The sequence below is a fragment of the Devosia equisanguinis genome (genome assembly GCF_900631955.1).
In the GTDB taxonomy this organism is placed as follows: Bacteria; Pseudomonadota; Alphaproteobacteria; order Rhizobiales; family Devosiaceae; genus Devosia; species Devosia equisanguinis.
In genome coordinates, this window is record NZ_UZWD01000025.1 from 40,213 (window position 1) to 57,369 (window position 17,157).

The window sequence follows — 17,157 nt, forward strand, 5'->3', positions numbered from 1 at the left end:
AGAATGGAAGCGTTGCTACTCTTTAAGAGTGCCAACGCACAAGATGCCGCCCTCGGGTAGAGCCCGAGGACGGAGCGGATTGTCAGGTGCTGGCCCTACAGCACGATGCGGTAGATGCCGAAGCCGGCTTCGTCGGTTTGGCCGGTGGCTTCGATCTTGACCGCGGTGACGTCGGCAACGTGGGACGCTGCCTTGGGGCCGGTGGCGAACAGCACGGTGGTATCGCCTATTGGGGCGAGCGACCAATTGCTGTCAGCCTTGGGATCGATCGTGCCGTTCTCGATGATGAAGCGCACAATGATGTCGCGATTGGTGTCCGGGCCGACGAAGATCACGTTATCGGCCCCGGTGCCAGGGAAAGAACCACCGCCGCCGGCGCGATAATTGTTCGAGGCGATGACGAACTTGGCCTCGGGGTCGATGGGCGCGCCGTTATACATCAGATCGACGATGCGGTTGGCATCCGGGTTGAGCGTTTCCTTGCCGTCCGACGAGTATTTCGAGGGCTGGGTAAGGTCGATCTTGTAGGTGACCCCGTCGATGACGTCGAAATTGTAGGATGGGAAGTCCGGGTTGATCAGAGCAGCATCCTTGGCGCCGGCTTCGACCTGGTTGAAGATGCCGGCCGAACGCTCGAGCCAGTTCTTCACGTCGGCGCCGGTGACCAGCAGCGCCTGGATGGTGTTGGGATAGAGGTAGAGGTCGGCGACGTTCTTGATGGCGACCGGACCGACAGGCACGTCGGTGTAATAGTCCGGACCGCCGCGACCGCCGGCCTTGAAGGGCGCAGCCGCCGACAGGATCGGCAGGCCGTCCCATTCGGTGCCCTTCATCATCTGGGCGATGTACCAGGACTGGGCCTGAGAGACGATCTGCACCGACGGATCGTCGGCCACGAGCGCGAAGTAGGAATAGAGCGGTGCAGCGGTCTCGCCGACCGGGCGGCGGATATAGTCGAGCGTTTCGGCATGAGCTTCAGCCACTACGGCCTCGACTTCGGGCATGGATTCGACGGTGGGCACATTCTTGTTGTCGACGCGCTCGACGATGGGGCGGGCTTCCACAGTATGCGAGGCAATGGTCCACTTGCCATCCGCATCAATCTCGAGCAGCAGATCGACCAGGCCCATATGCGAGCCCCAGAAGCCGGCCATCACAGCGGGCTTGCCCTGCAGCGTGCCGCTGGCCACGTCGACGCCGTCAAGGCCATCATAGGTGGCACTGGGGAAGACCAGGTGGCTGTGGCCAGTGAGAACCACGTCGATGCCCTCGACGCCGGCCAGGTGGAAGGAGGCGTTTTCCATGCCCGGCACATATTCGCCGGTGTCGATGCCGGAATGGGAGAGGGCGACGACGATGTCGGCACCCGCCTCGCGAATGGCCGGGACCCAGGCTTCGGCGGTCTCGACGATGTCGCGGACCACCACCTTGTCGGTGAGGTGCGAGGCATCCCAGGTCAGGATCTGCGGCGGCACGAAGCCGATGACGCCGATCTTGATGGTGTGCTTTGCACCGGCGCCGTCCACCAGTTCCTTTTCGATGATGCGGTAAGGCTCGATATAGGTATCATCGGCAGTGGGATTTTCGCCGAGCTCGTCGCCGCGCACCAGATTGGCGCAGACGACCGGGAAACCGGCGCCTTGCAGGGCACGATCGAGGAATTCAAGGCCGTAATTGAACTCGTGGTTGCCCAGCGTGCCGGCATCGTAGCCGAGGGTATTGAGTGCTGCGACGGCGGGGTGGATGTCACCCTGGTTAAGGCCCTTTTCATAGGCGTAGTAGTCGCCCATCGGATTGCCCTGGATCAGGTCGCCATTGTCGAACAGCACCGCATTGCCGGCCTCGGCGCGGATGGATTCGATGATGGAGGCGGTGCGCGCCAGGCCCATCGTGTCGTTGGGGGCGTCGGCATAGTAGTCATAGGGCAGGATGGCGACGTGGATATCGGTCGTCTCGATGATACGCAGATGCGCCTGGTTCGCCTGGGCCATGACCGCGAAGGGGTGCATGGCGACCATGGCGCCCATACTGGCCGAGCCGACGAGGAAGCTGCGCCGGGAAATAGATGGCAGGAAGTTCATCGAATTTCTCCATGTGAAAACGCCTCAGCCATGGGGGCCGCGCTCCCATGGTACCCGGCATGTCGCCGGTTCGTGCGCGCCGGGCGAACCGGAGCGGGCTCGCTCATGCCGAATGGAGGTGACGCTGGCATGACGACAAAGCGTGAGGCTATGAGGATTTTACCATGCGGTCAAATTGTGACAACGAGGCCTAGAGGTCGGCGACGGCTTTTGCATAGGCCACTGCCAGGCGGTCTGCCGCCGCATCGAGCGCCTGCGAGAAAGCCTGTGACGCCTGCAGGGAATAGGCGGCAAGATCGGGCTCAGCCAGAGCCTGGGCAAGTTCGCGCAGAAGAACGGGGTCCACTGTACTGTAACCGGCGGATGTAGCGGCAAAGTAGCCCTCGACATATTGGTCGCGCAGAGTGCTGCCGATGCCGGCCACCCACGCGTCTGCCGCTTCGGCGCCGATGATGGGCTCGGCGCCGGTCTTCATCATGCGATAATATGCGTCCATGATGGCATTGGCTGTCTCGGGGCCATGCTGGCGCTCGAAAAGATCGACGTAAAGGGCGTTCTGGGCAGAGGAGGCGGCTTCGATGATCTTGGCTGCCTTGGCCACTTCTTCCTCGAAGGACAAGGTTCCGTCGGGATCCATCGTGGTCGTCTGTGCTGCCAGCTGCTTGGCCAGGTCAGATTGAAGATAGGCGACGGCGGCGGCGCGACTGTCCTGCATAAGGGCTGCATCGAGTGCCTGCAGATAGTCGGCTTCCAGCAGGGCTGGTGCAAAGGCTTCGTCCACCGCGCTCTGCCAGGCACCGACATAGGCCTCTGGAAAGCCGATTTCGGGCCGCAGGAGCGCCCGCAGATCGCGCCCCAAGTCGCGAAGCTGGGCTATGTTTGTGTCGCCCTCGGCCAGCACCTGCGTGTCGGCTTCCGCGGCATAGGCTGCCGGGCCCAGAAGCAAAGCCGCAGACACGGCCGCAGCCTTCAGCAGACGATTGAACGGCAAGACCATTTTGGGTTCTCCTTCGGTATCACTGAAAATGTGACGTCCGGGGAGGGGAGAACCTTGGTCGGGGGACGGTCAGCCTTTGACGAGTTTGGGATCGACCAATGCGCCCTTATGGCCGATGACGATGCCCGCGGCGCGGTGGGCGGCTTCGGCGGCTTCGCCCAGGCTCTTGCCGGTGAGGCGGGCGGAGAGATAGGCGCCATTGAAACTGTCGCCCGCTCCGGTCGCATCGACCACCTTGGCCCCCGGCTTCGGCGCCAGGCGCACGCGCTCATGGGCGGTAGCGATCAAAGCATCTTTGCTGCCGTCCTTGACCACGACCTCCTCGACACCGAGTTCGAGATAGCGGTCGGCGGTATCGTCGATGGTCTTGTCGCCGAAGAGGGGGGCTTCATCGCTGTGGGTGGGCAGGACGATGTCGCAGAGGCTGGCGGCGGCGGTCAACACGCCGGTCATGACACGCTGGTTGGTCCACAGAGCCGGACGAATATTGGTGTCGAAGGCGATTTTCGCGCCATTGTCCCGCGCCTTGACGATGGCGCCGAGCAGGCGGCCACGGGCGCGCGGGGCGAGAATGGCAAGGGTAATGCCGGAGAAATACACCAGTTCGGCCTTTTCGACTGCCTTGGCCAGGGCAGTTTTGTCGTCGGCCAAGAGCTTGGCGGCGGACTGGTCGCGCCAATAGGTGAAGTGCCGGTCGCCCTTTTCCTGGTGGATCATGTAGAGACCGGGGCGGCGGCTGGGGATGGTCTGGATGTGTCCGGTGCCGATACCGTTGTCGTCGAGAAAGGCGCGGATGTCGTTGGAATAGCGATCTTCACCCAGGGCGGTGACGTAATCGACCGACCAGTCCTTGCCGAGCAAGGCGCGCAGGTACCAGGCGGTGTTGAGCGTGTCGCCGGCATAGCCGAGACGATAGGTGCGGTCTTCACCGCCGCTCATCTCGATCATGCATTCGCCGATGGAAACGATACGCCTGGTCACGGGCTTGTCCTCCAAATTCCCTGGTTCGGTTATGCCGGTGCGGGCTTGCCCCGGCAAGGGCTTGCGACTACACAGGCTCCTATCTTACGCGTATCTTCCATACAAGATGGCGCGTGTCGCATGGGAGATCGCCGTGACCAATCCGCGCCTCAGTTCCAAGACGCTGGCCAGCCTCGCCAAGGGCACCAAACTGCCCGCCTATGATCGCGCAACGGTGACGCCGGGTATCGTGCATCTGGGCATTGGTGCGTTTCACCGGGCGCATATGGCTGTTTATGTCGATGATCTGCTGGCGAGCGATCCGAGCTGGGGCATTGTGGGCGCCAGCCTGCGCCGCCCCGATACCAAGGAGGCATTGGAGCCGCAGGATGGGCTCTACACCATTGCGGTACGCGACGCGGTAGGCACGCATCCGCGCGTCATCGGCTCGATCCTGTCGGTGATGGATGCCAATACGCAGCGCGAGGAATTGCTTGCACTGATGGCCGATCCATCTATCCGGATCGTTTCCCTGACCGTCACGGAAAAAGGCTATTGTCACGATCCGGCCACTGGCGAACTCGACCAGCGCCATCCCGATATCGTGCATGACTTGGCCAATCCCAAAACTCCGAGGTCGGCACCGGGCATGCTTGTCGAAGCTCTGGCGCGTCGCAAGGCTGCGGGGGTGGAGCCGTTCACCGTGATGAGCTGCGATAACCTGCCCAGCAATGGCCACACCGCCAAGCGCATCGTCACAAAATTTGCGGCCCTGCGCGATGCGGAGCTGGGCACCTGGGCGGAGAGCGTGGCTTTCCCGTCAACCATGGTTGACCGCATCGTGCCCTCCACCACTGATGCCGATCGCGCCGAGGTGTCGCGGCTGATCGGGGCAGAGGATGCCTGGCCGATCATGACGGAGCCTTTCACGCAGTGGGTGGTCGAAGACGACTTCCCCGCCGGCCGGCCGGCTTTCGAGAGGGCGGGTGCGCAGATGGTGGCCGATGTCGAGCCGTTCGAGCTGATGAAGCTGCGCATGCTCAACGGCTCGCACTCGACCATGGCCTATTCGGGCTATCTCGGCGGTTACGAATATATCGCCGAGGTCATGGGCGATCCGGCCTATGTGAAGCTCATCCATGGACTGATGAGCGAGGAGGCGATGCCGACGCTCGACATGCCCGGTGTCGACCTCGGCGCCTATCGCGACGAGCTGCTGGAGCGCTTCCGCAACCCGGCCCTGAAGCATCGCACCTGGCAGATCGCCATGGACGGCAGCCAGAAGCTGCCCCAGCGTCTGCTCGGCACCATTCGCGACCGACTCAAGGCCGGGCAGGGCATCGAGCGGCTGGCTTTGGGCGTCGCGGCGTGGATGCGCTATGTGACCGGCATAGCCGAGGATGGCAGCGAAATCGATGTGCGCGATCCGCATGCGCTCAAGATGATGGCGATCGCGGCCGATGCCGGCGACGATCCGGAAGCGTTGTTCGATGGGCTCGTCGGCATGAGCGAAGTGTTCGGTGCCGACTTGCCGAACAATGCGATTTTTCGCCAAGCGGTGATCGGCCATCTGACCATGCTGTTCGAGGAGGGCGCGCGGGCGACCGTCGCGAAGGTGGCGAGCTAGGCCATTTCAAACGGAGGTGGAACCAGGGCTCTTTCGCCTTCCTCGCCCTTGAGGGGACTCTTCTTCTCCTCCTCTTCTACAGGGCGAGGTCGGGTCGGGGTGAACCTTTGCGCCTGAGTGGAACCCGTTCCCCCGCGCCACACTTACTGCTAGCGTCCGCAGGACTATCGAAAAGGCGTCGTTATCATGAAGTGGCAGGGTCGGGAGCGTAGCTCTAATATCGAGGATCGTCGGGGCCAGCGGTCCGGAGGCGGACTTGGGGGGCTCGGCGGCCTGGGCGGCAGTGGTGGCGGCTTTCGCATTCCCACTGGCGGCGGCGGGCGTGGGTCGAAGGGCGGTATTTCCAGCCTGATCGGCATCGTCGTGGTGCTGGGGATTATCTGGTTCGTCACCGGACAGAATCCGCTCGACATGATGACCGGCGGCAATTCCGGCACGATTCCCTCCTCCAGCAGCGCCTCGTCTCGGCAATTGCCAGCCCAGGGCGAGGACGAGCTTGCCGATTTCGTCGGCGTGGTGGTCAAGGAGACGGAAAACCTGTGGACCGACGTGTTTGCCGCGTCCGGCCAGAACTATCCCGAGCCCAAGGTGGTGCTGTTCACCGATCAGGTGAATACCGCTTGCGGCATGGCCGATGCTTCGGTTGGTCCATTCTATTGCCCGGGCGATTCCAAGGTCTATATCGACCTCAGCTTCTATGACGAGTTGCACCGCAAGTTCGGAGCGCCGGGCGATTTCGCCCAGGCCTATGTGCTGGCGCACGAAGTTGGCCACCACATCCAGAACCTCACCGGCGTGCTGCCAGAGTTCAATCGCCGTCGCCAGGCGATGAGCCAGGAACAGGCCAATGCCTATTCGGTGCGCGTCGAGCTGCAGGCCGATTGCTATGCCGGTGTGTGGGCCAATTATGCCGGCCAGCAGAACCTGCTCGAATCGGAGGATATCGAGGAAGCGCTGAACGCCGCCAACCAGATCGGCGACGACACGCTGCAAAAGCGCATGCAGGGCTTTGCGGTGCCGAAAACCTTCAACCATGGCACCTCCGCACAGCGCAAGACCTGGTTCCAGCGCGGCTACAGCTCCGGCGACCCGAACCAGTGCGATACATTCTCGGGGAGTGTCTAGATAAAGAAAAACCCCAGCTTGGAGCTGGGGTTTTGATTTTTACGCCGCTGCGCCAGGAGCCACATATTCGGGCTTTTCGGGGAGGCCCTTCTCCCTGCGGACGTGATTGAGGAAGCGCGTAAAGAGATAGTGGCTGTCCTGCGGGCCGGGGCTGGCTTCGGGGTGGTATTGCACCGAGAAGATCGGCTTGCCGTCCACGGCCAGGCCGGCATTGGAGCCGTCGAAGAGCGAAATATGCGTCTGGGTGACGCCGGCGGGCAGCGTCTCGGCATCGACGGCAAAGCCGTGATTCATCGACGTGATCTCGACCTTGCCTGTTGTCAGGTCCTTGACCGGGTGATTGGCGCCGTGATGGCCCTGATGCATTTTCGACGTCGTGCCGCCCAGGGCGATGCCCAGCAGCTGGTGTCCCAGGCAGATGCCGAACATCGGCTTTCCGGTTTCCATCAGCTTCTGAATGGTCGGCACGGCATATTTGCCGGTTGCCGCCGGATCGCCGGGGCCGTTGGACAGGAAGATGGCATCAGGGTTGTGCGACATGACGTCAGCAGCCGATGCTGTCGCAGGGACGACGGTAACCTTGGCGCCCTGGTCGGCCAAGCAGCGCAGGATGTTGCGCTTGGCGCCGAAATCGATGGCGACGACGTGGAAGTCGGGCTTTTCGAGCGTGCCATAGCCCTCGTTCCAGACCCAGGAGGTCTGGTCCCAGTGATAGGTCTGGGCCGTGGTGACTTCCTTGGCGAGGTCGAGGCCTTCGAGGCCTGGGAACGCCTTGAGTTCCGCCATGATCGAGCCGTCGTCGAACTGGCCGCTCGGTTCATGGGCGATGACGCCGTTGGGCATGCCGTTTTCGCGGATCAGCGCGGTGAGGGCGCGGGTGTCGACGCCCGCGATCCCGACGATATTGCGCTTCTTGAGCCAGGCATCGAGCTTTTCGGCGGCGCGATAATTGGATGGGTTGGTGATGTCGGCCTTGAGCACGACGCCGCGCACGCCCGAAAGCGCGGCCATGTTCACCGTCTCGATGTCTTCGTCATTGGCGCCGACATTGCCGATATGGGGGAAGGTGAAGGTGATGATCTGTCCGGCATAGGATGGGTCGGTCAGCACTTCCTGGTAACCGGTCATGGCGGTGTTGAAGCAGACTTCGCCGGCCGCGTGGCCGACTGCGCCAATACCGTGCCCTTTCAGGCGCGTGCCGTCTGCCAGAATCAGAACTGCGGTCGCGGGGGTCTGCTGCCAGCCGGTCACTTTGGGTCTCCAAGCTCGGTTTTCTATGGTCGCGCAACGAGAACGGTGGCTGGGAGGCCTGCCATATGTCGCGGCGATGATGTCGGTTGAGGCCTCCTCTTAGGGGGCCCGGGCGGTCTGCGCAAGTGGCGTTGGCCGCGTTTCATCGCTATATGGGGGCAATTCCAGGCGAAGCAAGGAGCCGCAACCATGCGTGAAGACATCAGTGAAGGGCTCAAGCAGGCGCTCAAGGCCCGCGACCAGCGGCGCACCGGCACGCTGCGCGCCATCAATGCGGCCATCACGGATCGCGACATCGCCAATCGTGGCGATGGCAAGGGACCGGCCACCCATGACGAGATTTTGTCGATCATCCAGAAGATGGTGAAGCAGCGCGAAGAGAGCTTTGCCATCTACGCCCAGGCCGGCCGCGCCGATCTCGCCACGGTGGAAAAGGAAGAAATCGACATTCTCAACGAGTTCCTGCCCAAGGGACTTTCGGAAGAGGAAGTGGCCGCCGCCATCGCTGCCGCGATTACGACGACGGGCGCCGAGGGGCCGAAAGACATGGGCAAGGTGATTGCCCAGCTCAAGGCGGATTATCCGGGGCGGATCGATTTCGGCAAGGTGAGCGGGCAGGTGCGGGCGGCGCTCAGCGCCTAAGGTCAGGCGACGAGGCGCAGGGCCGCGATATGGACCTGATTGCGGCCGGCGCTCTTGGCCTTGTAAAGGGCCGCATCGGCGCGGCTGAGCACCGATGAAAATGGCTCGTCCTGGCCGCCGACCGCCAGGCCGGCGCTGACGGTGGCCACCTGGCCATCCTGGCCGCGCGACAGGTTGAGTCCGGCAAAACGTGTGCGGATCCGCTCGGCAATCGCCTTGGCCCGCTCGCCATCCATGTCGCGCATGATGACGCAAAACTCTTCGCCACCGAGGCGGGCAATGGTGTCGGCGGCGCGCAATTCCTCACGCATGACATCGGCGAATTGCTGCAGCACATGGTCGCCGGCAGCGTGGCCCAAACGGTCATTGATCTGCTTGAAATGGTCGAGGTCGAACATCAGCACGGCCAGGCCGGTGGCGATGTGACCCTCGGGATAGATGTCGAACAGGGCACGCCGATTGAGCACGCCGGTGAGGGCGTCTGTGTGCGCCTCCATGCGGTGATGCCGCGCATTGCGCGCGTGGTGAAGGGTGAGGGTAATGGCGCCAATGCCGGTAAGCCCCACCAGGGACATGATGGAATTGAAGTCCTCCGCCCAGTTATTGGGCGGGCCATCGAGCACCCAACGTCCTTCGAGCAGCAAGACCAGCGCGCAGCAGGCGAAGGATATCGCGGTGAGAGTGTAAAGCACGGCATTGACGATCAAGGCGCCTCGGGCCTCCTTGCGGCTGCGCCAGTATTCGCGCCCACACAGCAGCATGAGCACGGCGCCACCGATGTTGAGCATGATGGTGCCGATGCCGGAGAGACCGACGATGATCGGCACGGCGGTGGTGATTACCGCCACCATCCCAATGACGAGGGCAGGAATGGTGCTGGCCGCCTCGTCGCGAAAAATCCGGGATCCGGCATAGATCAGCGCGAAGCCGATGAGCAGCAGCACAAAGGGCACGAGCTGAATGAACATGTCATAGGCGCCGTTGCGCAGGCCCATGGCAGCCATGGCGATGACAACAAGGCCAATGCCGCCGGCGCCGAACAGAAGGTAGGACTCGCGCCTGCTGTTCATCCAGCCGATAAGCAGGGCGATCATCAACGATCCGCTGGAGAAGGCGATGGCAATCAGCAATGACGCGTTGTCTATGACCATGCGGCTACCTGTACGTGGCAGCTCGCTCATAGGATGCAAAGGGCAAAAGGTTTCTTACCTGCATTAACACAAATGCCGAAATAGTCACCGAGACCTTAACCGGAAACCGTTATTCCGCCGCAAGTGCCTGTGACTGGGGCGGCAGGACGCCGCTGCGTTTTTCCCAGACGCCTGAAAAGATAGCGACCAGCACGGCCAGCACCAGCGATACCGTGCCGATCAGCGGCAGGCTGGCATAGCCGAAGCCGCTCTCGAGCAGGTGCGCTCCCAGAATGGCGCCGATGGCGATGCCGATATTGAAGCCGGTGGGGATGAGCGCCGAGGCGAGGTTGGGTGCATCGCCAGCCCAGGCGAGCACGCGCGACTGCACCGGCGAGCCGAAGGCAAAATTGGCGCCGCCCCAGAGCACGGTGAGAATGGCCATGGGCAGGGCATAGGGGCTGGCCAGGTAGAGGCCGGCGAACAGCATGGCCTGCAGGGCGAGAATGGTGATCAGCGACGGCATCAGCTTCCAGTCGGCGAGCCGCCCGCCGATGAATACGCCGATGGTGGAGCCGACGCCGTAGAGCAGCAGGATCCATGGCACGACGCCCGGATCGAGCTTTGTGACCTGCAAAAGAAGCGGGGCGATATACGTGAAAAGGCTGTACTGGCCGATCATCACCAGGATGACGATGATCAGCGAGGTGACGATCTGCTGGCGGCCCAGGGCCTTGATCTCGCGACGGAAGCTGCCGATGGCGGCAGAGGCGCCTGCCTTGGCAGGCAGAAAGATGGCTATGGCCAGGGTGGCGGCGAGCCCCAGCGCGCCGACGGCCCAGAAAGTGGCGCGCCAGCCGAGCGCATTGCCGATGGCGGTGCCGCCGGGCACGCCCAGAATATTGGAGACGGTGAGGCCGGACAGGATCAGCGCGACGGCGAAGCCGCGATTTTCGGGGGCGACGATGCTGACGGCGACAATGGCGGCGATGCCGAAATAGGTGCCGTGCACCACCGAGACCAGGAGACGCGCCAGCATCAGCGTCTCGAAATTGGGCGCCAGGGCAGACAAGACCTGGCCGAGAGTGAAGACTGCCCCCAGCAGGATGATCAACGTCTTGCGACTCATCTTCTTGCTGGCGACGGCCAGAAGCGGACCGCCGACGGCGATGCCAATGGCGTAACCCGAAATCAGATAGCCGGCCACCGGCACGGTGACGCCCAGACCTGCCGCCACGTCCGGCAGCACGCCGGCAATGACGAATTCAGCGGTACCAAAGGCAAAAGCAGCCAGGAACAGGGCGAGAAGGGGGAGCGACATGGAGAATTTCCGCGCATGGAGCAGGGCCGGAGGCGCGCTCATCCCACATGCGGAAGTGCGCGGCAATGAACAAAATTCCTTGCCGACTTTAGAAACTCTAAAGTGATCAGGCTATGGCAGGGGGCAGGGGCCTGCGCTAGAGTTCGGAGATCGGAGGCTCATGCCCCGTCATGGAGATGTGTGATGGCTATTTCGTCCCAGACAAAAAAACGGTTCGCGCTGGCAACGGCGCTGCGTGGCGTGCTGATGCTGCTCGCGGGTATCTACGCGATCATCTGGCCCCTGGAGGCACTGGCGGTGCTGGTGCTGTTTGGCGGTATCCTGCTCATCATCGACGGCGTGCTGGGCCTGTGGAGCCTGACCTTTGGCGGTGGCAAATCCGGTAATTACTGGTTCGACGTGGTGGCCAATGCGGCCTCTCTCATCCTCGGAGTGCTCATCCTGATCAGTCCGCTGCTGGCGACAATTTTCACTGTCACGGTCATGTCAACCATGGTCGGTATCGCGGCCGTGTTCGTGGGCGTCATGCAGATCGTGGTGATCGTGCGCGAGCGGCAGAGCTATGCCCGCATCTGGCCTGTGGTGCTGTCGGGTGTATCCTATGTGCTGCTTGGCCTGGTCTTCCTGCTCTTCCCGCTGCTCAGTGCCTCGGTCGGCATGGTCATGGGCGGCGTGCTGCTGATCTTCTTCGCGGTGGGTCTGTTTGGTTGGGCCTGGCGCCTCTACCAGTCGAGCAAGGTCGCCTAGACCTAACGATAGCGAACGGTGACCCCGGCGACGTGGTCATCGTTCCGGTAGATTTTCGCGCCAGGCGGCAGACTCAGCGCGATTTCGCCGTCAGCGGTCCATGCGGCGGCGAAGTCGGTGGCCTGGCCGACCGACACGAAGCTGGCGGCGTCTTCCGGCATGGTTTCGCCCATGGGCACCAAGGCGGCCTGGGCATTTGCCGGAGTGGTGCCGCCGCAATTGCGCGAGAAGACTACAAGGTCGAATGTGTCGTTCGGCGCGGGCAGGCGACTGGTTTCGTTGATCTGACATTGTGGGGCGAGGTCGCCCAGGAACCACAGGCCCGCGCCGACGACCAGGGCTGGCAGAGTGGTGAGGGCCAGAAGGGCGGGCAGGGAAAACCGGTTTGCCTGTGGCATGGTGTGGATAAGTTCCTTGTTCGTGACTTGGCCGCCAGGAGTGCCTAGATAGCACATATGCGCTTTTCAGATCAGTTCCTCGACGAGATCCGCCAGCGCCTGCCGATTACGCAGGTGGTGGGCGAGCACGTCCTGTGGGACAAGCGCAAGAGCCAGCCCGGCAAGGGCGATATGTGGGCCTGCTGCCCGTTCCATGCCGAAAAGAGCCCGAGCTTTCACGCAGACGACCGGCGCGGCATTTATCATTGCTTCGGCTGCGGCGCGAGCGGGGATCATTTCCGCTTTCTGACGGAAAAGGCGGGGATGAGCTTCCCCGAGGCAGTGGAGAAGCTGGCGGGCATGGCCGGCGTGCCGATGCCGGCGCGGGACGAGAAGACCGAGCGGCGCGAGGCGGCGCAAAAAAGCCTGCTCGACGTGATGGAAATCGCCACGGCCTATTTCGAGGCGGCACTGGCGCACAATATCGGGGCGCGGGCGCGCGGCTATCTGTTCGAGCGCGGTGTGTCGCCAACCAGCCAGCAGCGGTTCCGCATCGGCTTTGCGCCCGATAGCCGCAACGGGCTCAAAGAGCATCTGGCGGCCAATGGTGTCTCGGCGCAAGCCATGGTCGATACCGGCCTCGTCACCAGCCGGGACGGCGATGCCCTGACCTATGATCGGTTCCGCAATCGCGTGATGTTCCCGATCACTGATTTCCGCGGACGGGTGATCGCCTTTGGCGGGCGGGCGCTGAGCGCCGATGTGCCGGCGAAGTATCTCAATTCTCCCGAGACCGAGCTCTTTCACAAGCGGCAGACGCTCTACAACGGCCATAGCGCCAAGGGAGCGACGCGCGACGGGGCGACGCTGATCGTCGTCGAAGGCTATCTTGACGTAATCGCCGCGGTCTCGGCGGGCTTCGAGGGCGCAGTCGCACCGCTCGGCACGGCGCTGACCGAAGAGCATGTGCAATTGCTGTGGCGGATGAGCGATACGCCGGTTTTGTGCTTTGACGGCGACAAGGCAGGCCTCAAGGCGGCGGAGCGCGCCGCCGATCTGATCATGCCGCATCTCAAGCCCGGCAAGACCGTCAAGATCGCAACTCTCCCCGAGGGACTCGACCCCGACGACCTGATCAAGGCGCAGGGCAGGGCGGCCTTCGCCGAGGTGATCGAAAAGGCGCGCAGCCTTTCGGACATGGTGTGGAGTTTCGAGACGGGCGGTCTCGTGCCGGAGGCGCCGGAAGAGCGGGCGGCGATGCAGGCGCGGTTACGCGAACGCGCCAATGCAATCCAGGATGCCAATGTCCGCTTCCACTATGCCCAGGCCTTCGATGAAAAGCTCAAGGCCTTCTTCGCGCCGATCCGGCAGGGGCGTGACGCTTATCGCGGCGGCAAGCCGGCCTATGGCCAAAGCGGCGCCTATGGTTTTCCGGCCCGGGGCACACCGCGTTCGGTGGTGTCGGACACTTTGCGCAACTCCCGGTTGGTACGCGGGAGCGCTGTGGTCGATGCATCGCCGCGCGAGGCCATCATCATCCTGACGCTGGTCAATCATCCGGCATTGGTCGAGGACAAGTTCGAAACGTTGGCGGCCATCGACTGCGAAACGCCCACCGCGCAGAAGGTGCTGTCCGATATTCTGGCACTGGCAGTGCGCCATCACGATATCAGTGCCGAGGACTTGCGGGCAGCGCTGGGGGTGCGCGGCCATGGTCCGTCCCTCGATAGAATGACCGATACGCTGGCGCGGCAGGGGGTGTGGCAGGTGAGCCAGGAGACTGCTCTGGTCGATGCCGAGATCGGATTGAGTCACGCCCTGGCCTTGCATAACAAGAAAGTTCAGCTAAATAGAGAGCTGAAGGCAGCCGAAGCGGCGCTGGGCGAAGACCCGAGCGATGAAACCTTTGAAAGGCTGCGGGACATCAAGAACCAGATTACCACTGTCGATGGCACAGAGGCATTGATCGAAGGCTTTGGTTCGCTATCGGGACGCGCAACTCGCAGTTTTTAGGGACGTTACCCTGAAGGCGGCGACGATGCGCGATTTTGCGTTGTGGCGAATCGGTGCCGCAGCGCCCTAGGCGAACTAAATTGGCGCGGGCCGTTAACGGTCCGGTGACCAAACCTTTACCTTGTCTTGAGTTGTCACCACATAAGACACAGCCGGGACCACCCGCCCAATGGGTCCCGAGGAGTACCAGATGGCCACCAAGGTTGCGAACAAAGCCAGCAAGGACACCGAGAAGCCGGAAGCCGGCGCCCCGGAAGCGTCCAATGACAGTCCGCTGATCGACCAGAACGATGCGGCCGTCAAAAAGCTGATCAAGGTCGCCAAGAAGCGCGGCTATGTGACCTATGAAGAGCTCAATGCCGTCCTGCCCTCCGACGAGGTAAGCTCGGAGCAGATCGAAGACTTCATGTCGATGTTCTCCGAAATGGGCATCAATGTGGTCGACGAGGACGAAGTCGAAGAGACCGAAGTCGAGAAGGACGAGGACGATAGCGGCACCGAAGTCGCCACTTCGGCCGGCACCGCGCTCGCCAGCACCTCCAATACCAAATCGGGCAGCGACCGCACCGACGACCCCGTGCGCATGTATCTGCGCGAAATGGGCTCGGTCGAGCTTCTGAGCCGCGAGGGCGAAATCGCCATCGCCAAGCGCATCGAGGCCGGCCGCGAGACCATGATCGAAGGTCTGTGCGAAAGCCCGCTGACCTTCCAGGCCATTATCATCTGGCGCGACCAGCTCGCCCAGGGCGAAATCCTGCTGCGCGACATCATCGACCTCGAAGCCACCTATGCCGGCCCCGATGCCAAGCAGGCGGCGCCCGAGATCCCGGTGGCTCCGGCCCGTCCCGAGCCCGAGCCGGCCAAGGAAAAGGCCAAGCCTGCGCCCAAGCGCGCCTCGAGCGGCGATGACGACGACTATGTGCCGGAAGAGCCCGAGCCGCCGCAGGATCCGGTCGAGGACGACGACGACGAATTCGACAACGCCCTGTCGCTGTCGGCCATGGAAGCCGAGCTCAAGCCGCAGGTGGTGGAGACCTTCAACCGCATCGCCGAGGCCTATGGCCAGATGCGCGAAATGCAGGATCGCCATGCCGAGGATCGCTCGGCCACCGTATCCGACGCCGAGAACGAACGCCTGGGCGCGCTGCGCGGCGAGGTGATCGCCGACGTGAAGTCGCTGTCGCTGAACACCAGCCGTATCGAAAGCCTGGTCGAGCAGCTCTACGACATCAACAAGCGCCTGGTGCGCTTCGAGGGGCGCCTGCTGCGCCTTGCCGAAAGCTATGGCGTCAAGCGCGAAAAGTTCCTCGAGAACTATTATGGCCGCGAGCTCGACCCCAGCTGGGAATGGGAAGTCGAGAATTTCGATGGCAAGGGCTGGGGCGAGTTTGCCCGCCGCGAAGTCGACACCATCAAGGAAATCCGCACCGAGATCGCCACGCTGGCGACCGAGACGGGCCTCGATATCGCCGAATATCGCCGCATCGTGCACAAGGTGCAGAAGGGCGAACGCGAAGCCGCCATCGCCAAGAAGGAGATGGTCGAGGCCAATCTGCGTCTCGTGATCTCCATCGCCAAGAAGTACACCAATCGTGGCTTGCAGTTCCTCGACCTGATCCAGGAAGGCAATATCGGGTTGATGAAGGCCGTCGATAAGTTCGAATATCGCCGCGGCTACAAGTTCTCGACCTATGCGACCTGGTGGATTCGTCAGGCGATCACCCGCTCGATCGCCGATCAGGCGCGCACCATCCGTATTCCGGTGCACATGATCGAGACGATCAACAAGATCGTTCGCACCAGCCGCCAGATGCTGCATGAAATCGGCCGCGAGCCGACGCCGGAAGAGTTGTCCGAGAAGCTGCAAATGCCGCTCGACAAGGTCCGCAAGGTGCTCAAGATCGCCAAGGAGCCGATCTCGCTTGAAACCCCGATCGGTGATGAGGAAGATTCGAACCTCGGCGATTTCATCCAGGACGTGAACGCGATCCAGCCGATCGATGCCGCGATTCAGTCGAACCTGCGTGAAACCACCACGCGCGTTCTGGCATCGCTGACCCCGCGCGAAGAGCGCGTGCTGCGCATGCGCTTCGGTATCGGCATGAATACCGACCATACGCTGGAGGAAGTCGGCCAGCAGTTCTCGGTGACGCGCGAGCGTATCCGTCAGATCGAAGCCAAGGCGCTGCGCAAGCTCAAGCATCCGAGCCGGAGCCGGAAGCTGCGGAGCTTCCTCGACAATTAGGAGCCGCCCGTGGCGGCTTCCCGTCTCAAACTCACTTCGCTTCGCACCGCTGTTCCGTTCAAGCTGGTGGTGACGTTTTCGGACGGGACGTGGGGAACGTTTAATGCGGCGCCGATGCTGGCGGAGCGGGGCGAGGGGACGGAGCCGTTGCGGGATCGGGCGTATTTCTCGCAGGTCGAACTGGTCAATGGCAAGCCGATCTGGCCGAACTACTTTGACATCTCGCCGCTTTGGCTGCAGGAGGAGATGGACAAGCGTGGTGAGCTGGAGCGACCCCGGCCCGAGCGCAAAAGCAGATATTAAGGAGGCCGCCCATGTCGTTTTTCAAGAAGCTGTTCGGTGGCGGTTCCGCCAGTGCTGAACCGGCCGGGGAAAAGACCCTCGGCGAAGAGACCTACAAGGGCTATCTGATCAAGGCCATCGAGATGAAGGTGGGCAGCGAGTATCAGCTGGCCGGCCTTATCGAGAAAGGTTTTGACGGCGAGTTGAAGACCTATCGCTACATTCGTGCCGACCGCATGAGCTCGGTGGACGACCTCGTTTCGCTGGCCCTGGGCAAGGGCCGCCAGATCATCGACGAGCAGGGCGACGGCATTTTCCGCTGATCGCCTGCACGCCTGTACGTATTGACCGCGAGCCGT

The 17,157-nt window shown here is 62.6% G+C and carries 15 protein-coding genes; 8 read left to right on the forward strand and 7 right to left on the reverse strand.

From position 1 onward, the window contains the following. Nucleotides 1–95 precede the first annotated feature (95 nt). The 3 genes from DEVEQU_RS09685 to DEVEQU_RS09695 all read right to left on the reverse strand — a co-directional run bounded on the left by DEVEQU_RS09685 (nucleotide 96) and on the right by DEVEQU_RS09695 (nucleotide 4,059). A complete protein-coding gene (locus tag DEVEQU_RS09685) occupies nucleotides 96–2,081 on the reverse strand; it encodes a bifunctional 2',3'-cyclic-nucleotide 2'-phosphodiesterase/3'-nucleotidase (protein WP_126150369.1) in 1,986 nt (661 codons plus the stop codon). Between the two features lie 190 nt (nucleotides 2,082–2,271). Then, nucleotides 2,272–3,078 carry a hypothetical protein gene (locus DEVEQU_RS09690; RefSeq protein WP_126150370.1) on the reverse strand — a complete coding sequence of 269 codons (807 nt, stop codon included), beginning with the start codon at nucleotides 3,076–3,078 and terminating at the stop codon, nucleotides 2,272–2,274. A 69-nt stretch (nucleotides 3,079–3,147) separates the two neighbouring features. Continuing rightward, nucleotides 3,148–4,059, reverse strand: a complete 912-nt coding sequence (locus DEVEQU_RS09695; protein WP_126150371.1) for a sugar kinase — start codon at nucleotides 4,057–4,059, stop codon at nucleotides 3,148–3,150. Nucleotides 4,060–4,192: 133 nt separating this feature from the next. On the opposite strand from DEVEQU_RS09695, the gene DEVEQU_RS09700 reads away from it, so the two are divergent. Together DEVEQU_RS09700 and ypfJ are read left to right on the forward strand one after the other, a co-directional pair. After that, a complete protein-coding gene (locus DEVEQU_RS09700) occupies nucleotides 4,193–5,665 on the forward strand; it encodes a mannitol dehydrogenase family protein (protein ID WP_223214163.1) in 1,473 nt (490 codons plus the stop codon). A 186-nt stretch (nucleotides 5,666–5,851) separates the two neighbouring features. Continuing rightward, on the forward strand, nucleotides 5,852–6,790 hold the full coding sequence (gene ypfJ / locus DEVEQU_RS09705) for a KPN_02809 family neutral zinc metallopeptidase (RefSeq protein ID WP_126150373.1): 939 nt from the start codon (nucleotides 5,852–5,854) through the stop codon (nucleotides 6,788–6,790). A 39-nt stretch (nucleotides 6,791–6,829) separates the two neighbouring features. Here ypfJ and carA read toward each other — a convergent pair whose 3' ends face one another. Next, nucleotides 6,830–8,041 carry a glutamine-hydrolyzing carbamoyl-phosphate synthase small subunit gene (gene carA, locus DEVEQU_RS09710; protein WP_126150374.1) on the reverse strand — a complete coding sequence of 404 codons (1,212 nt, stop codon included), beginning with the start codon at nucleotides 8,039–8,041 and terminating at the stop codon, nucleotides 6,830–6,832. A gap of 189 nt (nucleotides 8,042–8,230) precedes the next feature. On the opposite strand from carA, the gene DEVEQU_RS09715 reads away from it, so the two are divergent. Further along, nucleotides 8,231–8,683: a GatB/YqeY domain-containing protein gene (locus DEVEQU_RS09715; RefSeq protein WP_126150375.1), complete on the forward strand. Its 453-nt coding sequence runs from the start codon at nucleotides 8,231–8,233 to the stop codon at nucleotides 8,681–8,683. Between the two features lie 2 nt (nucleotides 8,684–8,685). Here the strand turns inward: DEVEQU_RS09715 and DEVEQU_RS09720 are convergent, their stop codons facing one another. Together DEVEQU_RS09720 and DEVEQU_RS09725 are read right to left on the reverse strand one after the other, a co-directional pair. Then, nucleotides 8,686–9,834, reverse strand: coding sequence for a GGDEF domain-containing protein (locus DEVEQU_RS09720; RefSeq protein WP_164550336.1), 1,149 nt, complete (start codon nucleotides 9,832–9,834; stop codon nucleotides 8,686–8,688). A 109-nt stretch (nucleotides 9,835–9,943) separates the two neighbouring features. Further along, complete coding sequence (locus tag DEVEQU_RS09725; RefSeq protein WP_126150377.1) at nucleotides 9,944–11,134, reverse strand: MFS transporter; 1,191 nt, start codon at nucleotides 11,132–11,134, stop codon at nucleotides 9,944–9,946. A 183-nt stretch (nucleotides 11,135–11,317) separates the two neighbouring features. Between DEVEQU_RS09725 and DEVEQU_RS09730 the strand changes: the two genes are divergently transcribed. Beyond that, on the forward strand, nucleotides 11,318–11,881 hold the full coding sequence (locus tag DEVEQU_RS09730; protein ID WP_126150378.1) for an HdeD family acid-resistance protein: 564 nt from the start codon (nucleotides 11,318–11,320) through the stop codon (nucleotides 11,879–11,881). Nucleotides 11,882–11,883: 2 nt separating this feature from the next. Here the strand turns inward: DEVEQU_RS09730 and DEVEQU_RS09735 are convergent, their stop codons facing one another. Continuing rightward, nucleotides 11,884–12,279 (reverse strand): hypothetical protein, encoded by a 396-nt coding sequence (locus DEVEQU_RS09735; RefSeq protein WP_126150379.1) that lies wholly within the window; start codon nucleotides 12,277–12,279, stop codon nucleotides 11,884–11,886. 57 nt (nucleotides 12,280–12,336) lie between these two features. Between DEVEQU_RS09735 and dnaG the strand changes: the two genes are divergently transcribed. From dnaG to DEVEQU_RS09755, 4 genes are all read left to right on the forward strand, one after another. Then, nucleotides 12,337–14,271 carry a DNA primase gene (gene dnaG, locus DEVEQU_RS09740; protein WP_126150380.1) on the forward strand — a complete coding sequence of 645 codons (1,935 nt, stop codon included), beginning with the start codon at nucleotides 12,337–12,339 and terminating at the stop codon, nucleotides 14,269–14,271. A 190-nt stretch (nucleotides 14,272–14,461) separates the two neighbouring features. Then, nucleotides 14,462–16,516 (forward strand): RNA polymerase sigma factor RpoD, encoded by a 2,055-nt coding sequence (gene rpoD, locus DEVEQU_RS09745; RefSeq protein WP_126150381.1) that lies wholly within the window; start codon nucleotides 14,462–14,464, stop codon nucleotides 16,514–16,516. Between the two features lie 9 nt (nucleotides 16,517–16,525). Next, nucleotides 16,526–16,819 (forward strand): DUF2442 domain-containing protein, encoded by a 294-nt coding sequence (locus DEVEQU_RS09750; protein ID WP_126150382.1) that lies wholly within the window; start codon nucleotides 16,526–16,528, stop codon nucleotides 16,817–16,819. A gap of 11 nt (nucleotides 16,820–16,830) precedes the next feature. Then, nucleotides 16,831–17,121: an HlyU family transcriptional regulator gene (locus tag DEVEQU_RS09755; protein WP_126150383.1), complete on the forward strand. Its 291-nt coding sequence runs from the start codon at nucleotides 16,831–16,833 to the stop codon at nucleotides 17,119–17,121. Nucleotides 17,122–17,157 lie beyond the last annotated feature (36 nt).

What these genes read in the sequence shown, in the direction of transcription:
- DEVEQU_RS09685 (WP_126150369.1), bottom strand. Translation starts at nt 2,081, where the DNA reads ATGAACTTCCTGCCATCTATTTCCCGGCGCAGCTTCCTCGTCGGCTCG.
- DEVEQU_RS09690 (WP_126150370.1), bottom strand. Translation starts at nt 3,078, where the DNA reads ATGGTCTTGCCGTTCAATCGTCTGCTGAAGGCTGCGGCCGTGTCTGCG.
- ypfJ (WP_126150373.1), top strand. Translation starts at nt 5,852, where the DNA reads ATGAAGTGGCAGGGTCGGGAGCGTAGCTCTAATATCGAGGATCGTCGG.
- DEVEQU_RS09715 (WP_126150375.1), top strand. Translation starts at nt 8,231, where the DNA reads ATGCGTGAAGACATCAGTGAAGGGCTCAAGCAGGCGCTCAAGGCCCGC.
- DEVEQU_RS09720 (WP_164550336.1), bottom strand. Translation starts at nt 9,834, where the DNA reads ATGGTCATAGACAACGCGTCATTGCTGATTGCCATCGCCTTCTCCAGC.
- DEVEQU_RS09725 (WP_126150377.1), bottom strand. Translation starts at nt 11,134, where the DNA reads ATGTCGCTCCCCCTTCTCGCCCTGTTCCTGGCTGCTTTTGCCTTTGGT.
- DEVEQU_RS09730 (WP_126150378.1), top strand. Translation starts at nt 11,318, where the DNA reads ATGGCTATTTCGTCCCAGACAAAAAAACGGTTCGCGCTGGCAACGGCG.
- DEVEQU_RS09735 (WP_126150379.1), bottom strand. Translation starts at nt 12,279, where the DNA reads ATGCCACAGGCAAACCGGTTTTCCCTGCCCGCCCTTCTGGCCCTCACC.
- dnaG (WP_126150380.1), top strand. Translation starts at nt 12,337, where the DNA reads ATGCGCTTTTCAGATCAGTTCCTCGACGAGATCCGCCAGCGCCTGCCG.
- rpoD (WP_126150381.1), top strand. Translation starts at nt 14,462, where the DNA reads ATGGCCACCAAGGTTGCGAACAAAGCCAGCAAGGACACCGAGAAGCCG.
- DEVEQU_RS09755 (WP_126150383.1), top strand. Translation starts at nt 16,831, where the DNA reads ATGTCGTTTTTCAAGAAGCTGTTCGGTGGCGGTTCCGCCAGTGCTGAA.